Source organism: Larkinella rosea, from assembly GCF_003858635.1.
Lineage (GTDB): Bacteria > Bacteroidota > Bacteroidia > Cytophagales > Spirosomataceae > Larkinella > Larkinella rosea.
Genome location: NZ_RQJO01000010.1, coordinates 719,701 through 734,448, shown reverse-complemented (window position 1 = coordinate 734,448; position 14,748 = coordinate 719,701). Strand labels below are relative to the sequence as shown.

At 50.7% G+C, this 14,748-nt stretch carries 7 protein-coding genes; 5 read left to right on the top strand and 2 right to left on the bottom strand.

Annotated elements, in window-relative coordinates; translation table 11 throughout:
• The first annotated feature begins 99 nt into the window (after positions 1-99).
• Complete coding sequence (locus EHT25_RS23885; protein ID WP_124877675.1) at positions 100-1,323, top strand: TlpA family protein disulfide reductase; 1,224 nt, start codon at positions 100-102, stop codon at positions 1,321-1,323.
• A 72-nt stretch (positions 1,324-1,395) separates the two neighbouring features.
• Here the strand turns inward: EHT25_RS23885 and EHT25_RS23880 are convergent, their stop codons facing one another.
• Positions 1,396-1,851, bottom strand: coding sequence for a cupin domain-containing protein (locus EHT25_RS23880; RefSeq protein ID WP_124877674.1), 456 nt, complete (start codon positions 1,849-1,851; stop codon positions 1,396-1,398).
• Between the two features lie 103 nt (positions 1,852-1,954).
• Positions 1,955-2,896 (bottom strand): NADP-dependent oxidoreductase, encoded by a 942-nt coding sequence (locus EHT25_RS23875; protein ID WP_124877673.1) that lies wholly within the window; start codon positions 2,894-2,896, stop codon positions 1,955-1,957.
• 436 nt (positions 2,897-3,332) lie between these two features.
• On the opposite strand from EHT25_RS23875, the gene EHT25_RS23870 reads away from it, so the two are divergent.
• The 4 genes from EHT25_RS23870 to sov all read left to right on the top strand — a co-directional run bounded on the left by EHT25_RS23870 (position 3,333) and on the right by sov (position 14,747).
• Positions 3,333-4,241, top strand: coding sequence for a hypothetical protein (locus EHT25_RS23870; RefSeq protein WP_124877672.1), 909 nt, complete (start codon positions 3,333-3,335; stop codon positions 4,239-4,241).
• A gap of 445 nt (positions 4,242-4,686) precedes the next feature.
• The gene (locus EHT25_RS23865) at positions 4,687-6,267 is read left to right on the top strand and encodes a lytic transglycosylase domain-containing protein (protein WP_124877671.1); all 1,581 of its coding nucleotides are present in this window, start codon (positions 4,687-4,689) and stop codon (positions 6,265-6,267) included.
• Positions 6,268-6,481: 214 nt separating this feature from the next.
• Positions 6,482-7,075, top strand: a complete 594-nt coding sequence (gene ruvA / locus EHT25_RS23860; protein ID WP_124877670.1) for a Holliday junction branch migration protein RuvA — start codon at positions 6,482-6,484, stop codon at positions 7,073-7,075.
• A 280-nt stretch (positions 7,076-7,355) separates the two neighbouring features.
• A complete protein-coding gene (sov, locus tag EHT25_RS23855; protein ID WP_124877669.1) occupies positions 7,356-14,747 on the top strand; it encodes a T9SS outer membrane translocon Sov/SprA in 7,392 nt (2,463 codons plus the stop codon).
• Position 14,748 lies beyond the last annotated feature (1 nt).

Genomic DNA, 14,748 nt, shown 5'->3' with positions numbered 1-14,748 from the left:
ACTTTGGGTTGTCTGGCGGATTTTGACGAAGATCGGCTGATAAATTTCAGTCAATAGGAGTAAATCCGCCAAAATAGTACCAACTAGCTTCCGACTTTCATGAAAAACTGGCTGTTGATTACATGCATTCAATTTCTGATAGGCAGCTCACTTGACGCATTTTCACAGCATCAATCACAAGCCTACCTGCTTACCAGCGTGTTTGATTCTACGGCGAATTCCTTTACGTATATCCATCCCGCCAAGAACCACATCAATGTAAAACTACCAAAGCTTGAGTCGAAATATTATTCCTTATCCCGGAGTATAAAACTCCCTGATTTTAATACAGAAATTGCCGTTTTGATTGGAAGAACTACGTCAAATGTGGATTATATTATCATTGATGCGAATTTTAATCAGGACCTGTCGGACGATCAGGTAGTGTATTTTCCGGATACGTTAAAAAGTCCTACGAAGGGTAATTACAAACGATTTACAACCGATTTAAAAATAGCCGGAAAAACGCTGCCAATCCAATTTGATTATTCAATCATTAAACCCGTTCAGCTAAACATTGATCATGGTGATCCGCTGGAAAATAAGATTCATTTTATGGTGCGACCTTACCAGTACCGGTATACTCAACTAAAAGTGGATACAGCCTCGTATAAGCTGGTTTTGTTTTCAAAAAACATTTTTGATTTCTCAAAAACCTCTTCGTATCTGCTTGTTGTTCCGGATCGGATTGACATCAAAACAATAAAAAGCACGTATAAAGCCGATAACAAGTACGTAAAAGGAGATATTATTTTAGTCGGGAATAGTAAGTTTCTGTTTGAAAAGATATCTCCAGCCGGAGATTCCATTTATCTGGAATCAATGAATTTGAAATCAGATGTTTACGGAAGCAAGGTTGGCTTTCTGGCGGCTGATTTTTCGGGAAGCGATGTAATGTCGAACGCACCGGTTTTGTCGCAAAAATTGAAGGGAAAGTACATTTTACTGGATTTTTGGGGCACTTGGTGCGCGCCCTGCCTAAAAATCCTGCCGGATTTGAAGAAACTGCATACAACGCTCGATAAACAAAAAATAACGATGATTGGGGTGTGTTACGATAAAAATATTGGAATCGTAGAAAACTTCCTGAAGAAAAGAGAAATTGACTGGACTCAGTTATTTGATTCACAAACGAACAGTATCTATGCGATACAATTTTCGGTATCATCCTATCCAACCTTTATTGTTATTGACCCTTCCGGAAAAATTGTTTTTAAAGACGAAGGATTGACGGGATTTCAACGGTTGTCGGAACAGATTGAAATGATTATTACTAAAAATTGAACACCTGCAAAAGTGCTCGGTAGCGATGCTGTTTTATTCAATAGCTGAGCACTTTTGATCTATTTGCGTATGCTATTTATATTCCTTTGTATAACCTGGCCGACCATTTTTAATGATAAAAATGATCAACACGCTGGCGGGCGTTGTTGGGTCCGGATTGCGGGTCAATGAGTGCATTACGTTTCGTTTCTCGTAAAACATTTGCCCGGCGGTATAGGTTTTCGGGACACCTTTGTCGAGCCCGATTTCTACTTTTCCTTCCACGATATACCCAAAAAGTTCGGCGTCGTGCCGATGGGCTACGGTATCCTGGCCACCCGGCGCAACCGTCATCAGCGACGACTCCATTTTATAGTCCTTTAATTCCGGGTCGGTGAGCATTGTCGCAAAAACCGGGGCAAAACTCAGCGGATCCGGTTTTTTCTCCATTTGTGTAGCGTGCTGGTGCTGCGAAAAACCGGTCGAAATCCGGAGGATGCTAAGAATAAGAACAATCCCTGTTTTGATTGGAAGGATTTTGAAGAACATTTTGCGGGCGTTTAAGGGTGAACGCCCGCAAAATAACCGGTTCCTGGGCCAATGTAGTAGTCCAGTTTAAAAAACCGGGTAGCCCAGTGTGCTTGCTGATTTCTTAGATCGTAACCACCACTTTCCCGGCGGTTTTACCCGTTTCGACCTGTACGTGGGCTTCTGCCATTTGATCGAACGGAAACGTTTTGAAAACGCGTGCTTTCAACTGGCCTTTTTCCAACTGATTGGCGAGTGTTTGCATGTCGTCACCACTGGATTTAACCCGAAATGTGTAGCCGTTGATGCCCTTCGCTTTGGCTTTTTCGGTTACCAGTTCATTCAAACCGCTCGGAATACTGATGATGGTGCCGCCCGGCTTGATCACCTCCAGCGAACGGTCGATGTTCTCTCCGCCAAGGGTATCCAGCACAAAGTCAATCCCGGAAACGACCGCTTCAAACGGCCGGGCTTTGTAATCGACGTGTTCATCGGCCCCCAGACTGAGCACAAAATCGCGGTTCTCTGCCGACGATGTCCCGATCACGTAGGTACCTAATTGGTGGGCGAACTGCACGGCAAAATGCCCCACACCACCGGCTGCGGCATGGATCAGCACCCGCTGGCCTGCCTGAATGTTGGCGTGATGCACCAGCCCCTGCCAGGCCGTGAGTGCGGCCAGGGTTGCGGCAGCGGCTTCTTCATGCGAGATCGTCGCGGGTTTCAGGGCGAGCTGATCGGCCGGGGCAGCTACGTATTCGGCATAGGCTTTTCCGTGGCCGGGAAAATTCACCATCCCAAAAACCGCATCGCCCACCCGGAAATGGGTTACATCTTTTCCGATTTCGGCAACAATGCCGGAAACGTCCCAACCCAAAATAATCGGGTCAAACTCCCGGAGTAGTCCGGTAACCCCTTTTCCAACCCTGGTTTTTACGTCTACCGGATTGATACTGATCGCTTTGGTCCGGATCAAAACTTCGTGGTTGGCGATCACGGGTTTGGGAATGTCCTGCAGAACCAGGTGCTCAACGCCACCGGAACCGTTTAACGTTATTGCTTTCATTTGGGTGAATGATTTTGATTGGACGCAAAAGTATACCGGATTTTCCGGTAAAGTCGGGTATATATTTTCGTGTTTTTGGTAGATACCCATCATGAAAAAAGAAAGGAAAGAGCCCGACCGCTTTCCGAAAGGAATGGCTGGTGCGTTGAATCCGACCAGTTTTTTAAGGAATCGTATCAGGAAAAACGAAGGAGCGAAGGCAATTCGGGGCGAATAAAAACCGCTTACATCGGGCGGTTTGCGCAGCTAACGGAGGGCTTCCTTTCAGGGAAATTGGGAGAGAAACGGAATCTGAAAAACTCATTGATTGTTAGGGTATTACTAAAAAAAACAGGTTAGTGAAACGTTTAGTAAGTATATACGTCAATAAGTTGTTTTTTTTATATTTATAGTTATACTTTACCTGATATTTAACAACAAAACCGCCTGCACCCTTATGAAAAAGACGTACTTACTTCGTGGATTACTTTATTTATCCGTCATTGTTGCCTTTTATAGTTGTGGCGACCACCTCATGCCGAACGTTTCACCGGGTTCTCCAACGGAACACCTGCGGATTAAGACGTTAACGCAGGAAATCGGCGATCCTACTGCCCGGGGCATGTTGACGCAGTACATCAGCACGTTCGGTTACGATGGGCAGGGGCGTTTGAACGCGATTACGACTACCCAGAATCCCAGTCAGGATGCGCCGGTCGAAGTCAGCGCTTTGACCTACAACGACCAGAACCAGGTCACGCAGCTCAAGCGCGAAATTACGCCTTCGGGTCAGGCAAAAATTACGGAAACCTATTCCTACACGTACGTCAACAGCCAGATGACCCGGCTGTATTATACCAATGATAAAGACGGACGGGATGACAACGTCTGGAATCTGACATTTACCTACAATCCTGATTTTAAGGTGAAAAGTAGCCATAAAACCTTCGCAACCGGGGGGGCATCCTATACCGAAGACAGTGATTACTTCTTTACCGGAAACAACCTGACCTCCGTTAATACGACGGTGCAACAATCGCCAGGCCCCGGGGGAGGTACATTTACCACCACCTTTACGCACGACGCGAAAATAAACCCGTTTTACAATGTCGCCGTTATTCCGGCACCTTATGCCACCGCCGGGGTGTCTACGCCCTTCAACGGAATCGTGGATTTCTATACGTACTACGGCGGAGTTGACAATGTGCTCCACCTGAGCCAGAACAATGTAACCTCGGCCGCAACCGTCGCCGGGGGAACGATTACCTATGCGTACACCTACAACGGCAACCTGCCGGCAACCCGCATAACCACCGATCCCAATAGGCCCCAGGAAACGTTGACCTATACCTACGAGAGCTTTTAAGGTTCGAACAGGCACCCGGTTTTCCTAAGCTCGGGGTGTGCGTCCCGATTTCGGTTCGATTTGCGCCGGACTAATCCAGCCTTAACAGAACCGAAATCGGGACGTTTTTTATTGGCTCAAGACGAGGTAAAAGCGTTTGGCTGGCGGCCTTGAAAGAAAGTTATACGACGGAATTTGTGACTCATTTCCGCTGAAAAAGTCTTAAAGAAAATACGGAAGTGGGCGGTTTTCTCGTTTTTAAAGGGTAAAAATAGTCAAAAACCGGGATTAGGTATAAACCGCTTATTTACAAAATACTACGTCAGATTTGCCGGGTGGATCAATCAGTTTTACGACCATTTTTGCCTAAAAGTTTGACGAAAACTATTTTTTGTCCTATTTTTATCGACCATACCGTACTTACCTTGAAGAATACTTAACCATTATGTAACCCCATTCCCTGCTCATGTCGAACCTGAAGACGACCCTTCACGGCCTCCGATTGGCTTGCACCGTACTGATCTTTGTTTGCATTGTTCCCCACAGTTGGGGAGCCTATTTTCAGGCCGACACCAACGGAGTCAGAGCCGACACAACCCAGGAACCGATTGAAATAGTGGATGTTCCGGATATTTTGTCCGTTCCGGAAGCCGTTCTGCGTGATCGACTGGCCAAACTGGAGCAGAGCATTCCCCTGAATTACAACAAAACCGTCCACGGTTTTATCGATTATTTTACATTCCGCCGTCCGAGTTATACCAAAAAGGTAATGGAACGGATGCCGATGTTCTTCCCTTTGTATGAGCGCCTGCTGGCGCAGCACGAAATCCCCGACGAACTGAAATACCTCTCAATCGTGGAGTCGTCGCTCGACCCGAAAGCGGTTTCGCGCGTTGGTGCAGGCGGTTTGTGGCAGTTCATGCCGTATACGGGCGCGGACTTCAAACTGTATCAGGATGAGTACATTGATGAGCGCATGGACCCGGTGAAGTCGACGGATGCGGCCTGTCGGTATCTGAAAGATCTGTATCGGATATTTGGTGACTGGCACCTGGCACTGGCGGCTTACAACAGCGGGCCGGGAACGGTGAAACGCGCCATGCGACGTTCCGGGGGCGACTCTTTCTGGACGATCTACAATTTTCTGCCCAAAGAAACCCGCGCCTATGTGCCGCAGTTCATTGCGTTGACCTACATGATGAACTACGCCAACGACCACGGGATTTACGCTGAACAACCTGAATACCCTATTCCCTGCGATACCATTCACGTGAACGGTTATCTGTCGATCGAGCGGTTTTGCCAATACAGCGGGGTGCCGCTGGCCGAGGTACAGAAAATGAATCCGTCGATTATGACCGGTATTTTGTCGGACCAAACCCGCAGTTTTGTGCTTCGCGTTCCGAAGGCCCATTTTGATTATTTTGCCGCCAACCGTCGCGCCATTCTCGATTCGGCCGGGCGCACGCCCTCGCTTTCGACCAATATGCTACTGGCGTCGACCGAAAGCGTAACCTATACGTCAGACTCCTCCAAAAAACGGGATTATTTTCCGTTTACGAACGCCAATGAAGAACAGGCGCGGGAATCTCAGCCCGTCGTAGCGGCCAATGCCATTTCATCGGAAGATGATGATATTGAGAAGGTTGTCCGGCGAAACCCCAAAAAAGTAGTTTATGTCGTCAAAAAAGGGGAAGCGCTTTCGCGGATTGCCGAGAAATACGATGTGGACGTTTACGACCTGAAAAAATGGAACCATCTGCGTTCAACCCGCATCCAGCGGGGGCAGAAACTGGTGATCCTGCGCGAAACGCCCGCACCGGAAACCGCCAGCCGTCTGGCCAAATCGACAAAAAACCGCAGCAGCAAACCGGAAGTTGCGAAACGCACCAAAACGTATAAACCCAAATACCACCGGGTTCAGGATGGCGATACCCTCTGGAATATCTCGCAGCGCTACAGCGACCTGACCGTTGATCAATTGAAAAAACTGAATAAAATTAAAGGAAATTCGCTCAAGCCCGGCCAGCGCTTGATTGTAGGGTAACGCCAGATTCCGGTTACCAATGACGACCCGCGTTTCAGCTTCGGAATGCGGGTCGATTTATAAAGAAAAACCGGTCGTGAAAACCGCCTGGCAGAAACGGGCGAACTGCTTGCTGCCGGTGAGGAAATAAGCCGTTGCATGACCGCATAAATCAACCTTAATTCGTATATTTGTCTGTTTAAGACCGGTTTGTAATCGGTTGAAATAGCTATCTATGATTGCGTATATTTCCGGAAAGATTACCCATAAAGATCCCACACTCGTTATTTTGGAAGCCAATGGGGTCGGCTATGAAATCCATATCTCGCTGTATACCTCGACGGTTTTGCCGAAGCTCGGGGAACCGTCCAAATTGTATACGTATCAACATATTCGTGAGGACGCCCAGACGCTTTACGGCTTCGGCGATCTGGACGAGAAAATCCTTTTTATGGATCTGATCGGTGTGTCGGGAATTGGACCCAACACCGCCCTGACCATGCTGTCGACCATGACGCCCGTCGAACTCCGTCAGGCCATTCTGATGGAAAACGTGGGAGCCGTGCAGAAAATCAAAGGGATCGGCAGTAAAACCGCTCAACGGGTTATATTGGAATTGCGGGATAAGATGAAGAAAGCGGGCATTCTGGCCCAGGCCGGTACGCCCAATTACCGGATGGCCATCAACCCCGTTCGTGATGAAGCCCTGGCGGCACTCGTCACCCTGGGAATTCCCAAACCAACGGCCGAGAAAAGTCTCGATACCATCCTCAAACGGGAAGGTGAGGATCTCAGTGTTGAACAGCTTATTCGTCTGGCTCTTAAGTAATTATGGGTTATAAATGATGAATGCCTGGTAAACAGGTATTTGCTTTTTAACGCATAACGCATAACTCATCATTCATAACTAAAATATTGGCAGGGTTTTCGCCGTTTGGTGTATTGAGATGACTATGAATTAATCTAACTACCTATTCCACCGAACTAAATTATACGTGCTTCTCTTGGAATGTGTTGAGTCCCACCGATTGACCCGGCTGAGGTTAGTATATGACCGGCTTGGGCCTGGGCTGATTGTGTTGTGTGCGTTAATATTAGGATCGACCTGGATGAACCCGGTAGCCGCGCAAACTCCCGCCCGTCGGCGCCCTGTGTCATTGGCCGACTCCATTGCGCGGGCGCGTCAGGACAGCATTCGGGCGACCCGTTCGGCGGAGCGCCGACCCATTATCCGTTGGCGGGACCGGTACGTGAGCCCGTTTTCCGTCGTTACCCCCAAATCCCCTTTTTTACTGCGCGATCCGCGGGCGGTTTCCACCGAAGTACAGCTCAATGGTCCTGATCAGATTTCGGTATTGGAACGAATCGGCGGCCAACCGGAATCATCGCGACCCACATCGGCAACCGCCACACTACCCGCAGCTACGACGGGTGCCATTGCTCCAACACCGGGTATTCCGGGTTCGCCGACCCGACCCTCGCCGGGTTTGCCCTACCGGCCGGCCGAGACCATGTCCTACGGAGACTATAACCGCTTACAGAACCAACGTGTTCAAAAAAGTTTGTGGCGGGAATACAGCGCGCGTACGGACGGGCAAAGCGCTGTCAGTGGCCGGGGCCTGCTGCCGAAGCTGGAACTGCCGCCGGTTTTCGATCGCCTGTTTGGCGGGAATCTGGTCGATTTCAAGCCGAATGGGTTTGTGATGCTCGATTTCGGGTATCTCTACCAGTTTATCGATAACCCCATTATCCCGGTTTTGCAGCGTCGAAACGGGAATTTTATCTTTAACGAACAGATCAACATCAACTTCAACGGGAAGATTGGGGAACGGTTGGGCGTAACGGCCAACTACGATACCAAATCCAGTTTCAATTTTGAGAATGTCCTGAAACTGAATTACCGTCCTCCGGTTCCGAACCTGCCCAATGCAAATGGCCTGACCAGCGGACTGCCCGGTTTGCCCAGCCCGGGCGGTTTGCCCAATGGATTGCCATCGACGGGCAGTCTGATGCAGCCAACGGTTCCGCCGTTTCAACCGCAGGATCCCAGCATTATTCAGGGCCTGGAAGCCGGTAACATCAGCTGGCCGCTCAGCAGCCAGTTAATTCCGGGTGTGCAGAACCTGTTTGGGGTGAAAACCCAGCTCCGGTTTGGGAAATTATACGCTACGCTGGTGGCTTCCCAACAGCGTTCGAAGCAGGAGGAAATCACCATCAAAGGCGGTAATCTGCAGAAAAATTACGAAATCCGCGTCGATACCTACGATGAAAACCGCCACTTCTTCCTGTCGCAGTTTTTCCGTAACAATTACGAGCGGTCGCTGAAACGCCTGCCCCAGATCATGTCGGGGGTTACGATTACGCGTTTAGAAGTATACGTGACCAACCGGACCAATACCACGACGACCCTGCGGAACATCGTCGGTTTTGCGGACCTGGGCGAACCACGACCTTACAACACCGCCAATCCGAACGTGCAGCCCGTTAACCCGGATGCCAACGCTGCCGCAGACAATGCGACCGGCAACGGTCTGTTTGCCAAAGTGTCTGCCAATACGGGCATCCGCCAGGTCGATCAGGCCGGTTTTTTGCTGGATGGAACCTTCGGGTTTGCCAAAGGAATCGATTATGAACTGCTGCGGGGGGCCAAACGCCTGACCGAAACCGAGTATAAATTTCAGTCGGAACTGGGCTACATCTCGCTGGTAACGCCCCTGCGCAACGACGAAGTGCTGGCCGTTTCCTATGAGTATACCTACCAGGGGCGAAAATACAAAGTGGGGGAACTGACGGAAGATTACCAAAACCGCCAGGATAACGAAGTGCTGATTCTGAAGCTGTTGAAGTCGGCAACGATCCGGAACAACACGCAGTTGCCGATGTGGAATCTGATGATGAAAAACATCTATTCCCTCAACACCACCCAGATCAACAAACAGAATTTTCAGCTGCGGATCATTTACAAGGACGACCTGACCGGGATCGATAACCCGAATTTGCAAGAAGGACCGGGTGGTGTGAAGGACATTCCACTCGTTCAGGTGTTCAACATGGACCAGGTGAACGCCCAGCTCGATCCGCAGAAGGACGGTAATTTCGATTACATTGAAGGCGTCACGGTCGATAGTCGCTATGGCCGGGTTATTTTCCCGGTTCTGGAACCCTTCGGATCGTATCTGGCCAACCAATTGAAGAATGACGCCTTACAGGCCAAGTACGTCTACAATGAGTTGTACCGCAACACCCTGGTCGACGCCCAGCAGGTGGCGGGTAAGAATAAATTTTTCCTGAAAGGCAGTTACCAGTCGGCCACGGCGGGCGAGGTGACCTTGCCGTATGGTGTCGACGAAAAATCGGTGCAGGTAACGGCGGGCGGAGTGCCGTTGTCGCCCGGAACCGACTTTGTGGTCGAGTCGCAGATTGGCCGGGTTCGCTTCCTGAACGAGAGCATGATGAACTCGGGCCAGGAAATCAAGGTGAAATACGAGCGGCCGGATCTGTTCCAGAACCAGATCCGGCGGTTGGTCGGGACGCGTCTGGACTACAAAATGAGTCCGGAAGTGAACATCGGGATGACCGCCATGAACATGCGGGAAACCCCGGCCGGTTTCCTGACGCGCGTCGCCATTGGCAACGAGCCGGTGAACAACACCATTCTGGGTTTTGACGCCACCATCCGGAAAGATTCGCGGTTTTTAACCAAGCTGCTCGATGGCCTGCCACTGATTCAAACCAAGGAATTGTCGAGCATTGCGTTTCAGGGCGAAGTGGCGCAGTTGTTTCCCGGTGTGGCTCCGCGGGTGAACAACAATGCGTTCATCGACGACTTCGAAGCTGCCCGAACCCTTTATGACCTGACCCGCCAACCGACCCGCTGGCGGCTGGGCTCGACTCCAACGACGCCGGAGCGGGCTTTTCCGCAGGGGACATTTGCCGAACCGCTGGCGTTTGCCTACAACCGCGCCCGGATCTCGGTCTATACGGTGGATAACACCTTCAGCACATCGACTGGTATTGCCAATAACCGGGTGCCGCAGAGTACGTTGACGGACGAAGATCTAAAGAATTTTTACGAGCAGTTTTTCCTTTCCAACGAACTCTTCAAAGGGCGTTCGGCGCGACTGGTCAACCTGCCGGAAAACATTCTGGACGTTGCCTATTTCCCACGGGAGCGCGGGATGTATAATTTCAACCCGAACCTGACGGCGGATGGGCGGCTGGCTGGCGATCCGAAAAAGAACTTTGGTTCGGTGATGCGCGCCATTTCGTCGGATGCGGATTTTGACAATGCCAACATCGAAAACATCGAATTCTGGTTGATGGACCCCTTTTTAGGACCAACGGATGCCAAATATGCAGTGATTAACGACGGTTTCGAGAACAAGCCCAACTCCACCGGTGGAAAACTGGTGTTTAACCTCGGCGACCTTTCGGAAGACGTGATCAAAGACGGTCGGTACGGTTTTGAAAATGGTCTATCGGTTCCGAATGGCCTGTCTCCCGACTCAACAGCCTGGGGGCGTGTCACGCGTTCGCAGTTTGTGACCCAGGCTTTCGATAACGTCGCCCGGCCGCAGCAGGATGTCGGTCTGGATGGGTTGAGTAACCGCGAAGAAAACCGGTTTTTCAAGAGTTACATCGATCAGGTTTCGCCCCGACTGAACGCGGTGGCCCGTGAACGGCTGCTGAGTGATCCGGCCAACGATGACTTTATTTTCTACTACGGCCAGCGGGCCGATTCCGTCCAGCACATTGTCAGTCGGTATAAACAATACATGGGGATGGAAAACAACTCGCCCGAGTTGCAGGACCGCAACCAGCTGGTGACCCCCGCATCGACGACCTTGCCCGACATTGAAGACTTGAACACCGACAATACCATCAACGACAACGAAGCCTATTACGAATACGAAGTCGACCTGAGACCGGGTCAGCTGGCGGTTGGGAAAGGCTATATTGTCGATAAAGTGGACGTGCAGACCAAAGCCGGAAAAGCGGTAACCTGGTATTTGTTCCGGGTTCCGGTGCGCGATAATCCGAAGAAAGTCGGCAACATCAACGGGTTCAAATCCATGCGGTTTGCGCGGATGTACCTGACGGATTTTGAACAACCGGTTGTGTTGCGGTTTGCGCAGTTGCAGATGACCTCCAACCAATACCGGAAATACACCGGCGATCTGTCGGCCCGGGGCTTGCAGGAAGTGCCGGAACCCTATGATGCGCAGTTTAAGGTGACGGCGGTAAACATTGAAGAGAACAGCGCCCCGGGTACTAACAAATACGTGTACAAAGTTCCCCCCGGTTTTCAGCGTGACCGTGATTTTACGCAGATCAACCAGGTGGAGCTGAATGAGCAGTCGATGAGCCTGAGCGTCACGAATTTGCGCGATGGCGATTCGCGGGCGGCTTTTAAAAACACCAATACCGATCTGCTGTTTCGGGAACGCCTGAAGATGTTCATTCATATGCACAATGAACAGAACGAAAGCGGTCAGGTGTCGGCGTTTATTCGGTTGGGAACGGATTTTACGGATAACTACTACGAAATCGAAATTCCGAAACTGGTCAATACCCGCGATGGAAACTTGCCGGACGATGAGGTTTGGCCAGCCGCCAACGACCTGGACATTGCGATCGATGAACTGATTAACCTCAAGGCGGAGAAAAACCGCCAGTTTACGCGAACGTCGGCGCAACCCTTTTCCATGCTGAGTCTCGACGGGCGGTATAACCTGACGGTGGTCGGAAATCCGGATTTGAGCGCGGTGCAGGTGATCATGATCGGGGTGCGGAACCCCAAATCACCCGACGAACAGGCCAAGAGTTTTACGATTTGGGTGGACGAATTCCGGGCCAACGGATTTGACCAAACCGCCGGGCGAGCTGCGGTCGGGGTGCTGAATGCCAAACTCGCCGATGTAGCGACGGTAACGGCTTCGGGCAAAATCACCACGTTTGGGTTTGGCGGAGTCCAGCAACGGATTGCCGAGCGTTCGCGGGAGACCTCCACGGAATACGGTATCCAATCCCAGATTTCGGTTGATAAGCTGTTGCCCGAAAAATGGGGATTGCGGATTCCCCTGTTTGTCAATTACGACAAACGGCTGATTCAGCCCCATTTTAACCCGCTCGATCCCGACACGCCACTGGAAACGACGCTGTCGACACTGAACGAAAATGAACGGGAAAAATACCGGCGGCTGGTGGAGGACAACTCGGTCCGGCGCGGTTTTAATCTTTCGAATCTGCGGAAGGTGAAAACCAATCCGAACGCCAGGAATCACTTCTATGACGTTGAAAACCTGGCATTTACGTATGCGTTCAACGAAGCGACCCGCACCAATATTCTGACCGAGCAGTTTGTGCAGAAGCAAACCCGGGGCAGTTTGGCTTATGTGTACAGCGCCCAACCCAAACCGTTCGAACCGTTTAAGCAGTTCCAGTCTCTGGAACGGCCTTATTTGCGGTGGCTGAAGGATTTTAACCTGACGTTGTTGCCAACGCAGGTGAGCATTCGGGGGGAAGTGGACCGTAGTTTCGTAAAAACCCAGCTCCGCAATTCGGAATTGACCACCGCAGGGATGGTGCCGCAGTTTGAAAAATACTTCTGGTTCAATCGAGACTACAATTTGCAGTGGAATTTGACCCGAAATCTGATTTTGACTTACCGGGCACATACGAACGCGATCATCGACGAACCCGCCGGGGATCTGAATACGCAGGCAAAAATCGACTCGGTCTGGGCCAATGCCAAACGGTTTGGCCGAACGAAAAATTACGAGCAGGACATTCGGACAACCTACCGGATGCCGCTCGACAAGCTGCCTTTGCTCGATTGGATCGCTGCTGATCTGACCTACAATATAAACTATCAGTTTCAGGCCAACTCGTTTGGGATTACCGATACACTGAATGTTCCGTTTGGCAATATCATCCGGAACAGCCGGGATTGGGGGGTGCAGGGACGGGTGGATTTCATCCGGCTGTATAATAAAATCAAATCGCTGCGGTTTGCCAATACGCCGTCGGTTCCGCGAAAAAACTTCACCCGAAACCCCGGAGATGTTGAAGATATTCAGCGAACGGAAAGCCGGTTGCTGAAAAGTTTTGTCCGCACGTTGCTGACCATCCGCGGCATCAACTTTAATTATACAGTTCAGGAATCGACGATATTGCCCGGTTTTCTGCCCACGCCCCGGTTCTTTGGCCTTTCGCGCGAAAATGCCCCCGGTTTGCCGTTTGTGCTCGGAAGTCAGGATCGGAACATCAACCGCAAAGCCGCCGAACGGGGCTGGCTGTCGAAAAGCACGGTGCTCAATCAGCCGTTTACGCAAACACGCGGGGTGAAATTCGACGCCCGAACCACGCTGGAGCCTTTCAAAGATTTCCGGATTACGGTCGAAGCCCGGCTGACCCGGCAGGATAGTTACCAGGAAACGTACCGGGTGGATACGGTCGGTGGGTCATTCAGAAGCCTGAGCCCGTACCGCAACGGGCAGTTCAGTATGTCGTTCCTGTCGTTCAAAACCGCTTTTTCCAAGTTGAACAAGGATAATTCATCGCCGATTTTCGACAAGTTTGCCGAGTATCGTAAGATCATTCTGAATCGCCTGATTCGGGATAACCCTGCATCAGGAAATGGGGGACAATACAATCTGACATCGCAGGATGTACTGATTCCGGCCTTCTTCGCAGCCTACAGCGGAAAAGATCCCAATACGGTGAAATTCAATCCGTTTCTGCGCTTCCCCTTGCCCAACTGGCGCATCGATTACAACGGATTGTCGCAACTGAATGGGTTTAAAAAACTGTTCAGCGCCTTCACACTTACCCACAGTTACAACTCGACCTACAGCGTCGGGAACTTTACGTCATCCCTCGATTACGAATCAGCATATGTCAACCTGGCTGTGATGGGCTACCCGCTGGCTTCGCGTTACAATACACAGTTTCAGTACGTTCCGATTTTTGTCATGAGTACGATCACGATGACGGAGCGGTTTGCGCCCCTGGTCGGAGTTACGTTCCGGACCCAGAGCAAAATCAGCGGAGGATTGGAATACAATCAGGACCGCAGTGTGGCCTTGAACCTGTCCAACGCGCAGGTAGCCGAACTGAGCAACAAAGACATCACCTTCCGGTTTGGTTTCACGAAAACAAACTTCAAAATTCCCTTTAAGATCAACGGAGCCTACAAACGCCTGAAAAATGATCTGACCTTCAATTGCAACCTGACCTTCCGCGATACGCGGACGGTTCAGCGGAAATTTGACGATTCGTCGGTCTCGGCTCCGACGAGTGAAAACGGCGTTGGCGAACAGATCATTACGGCCGGGAACGTCAACTTCCAGTTGCGGCCGCAGGTGAGTTATGTGGTCAGCCGCCGGTTAAACGTGCAGGTTTATTTCGACCGGACGTTTAACGATCCGCTGGTTTCCAACTCGTTCCGCCGGGCCACCACAGCCGGTGGGGTCCAGGTGCGGTTTAATCTGGCCGAATAAC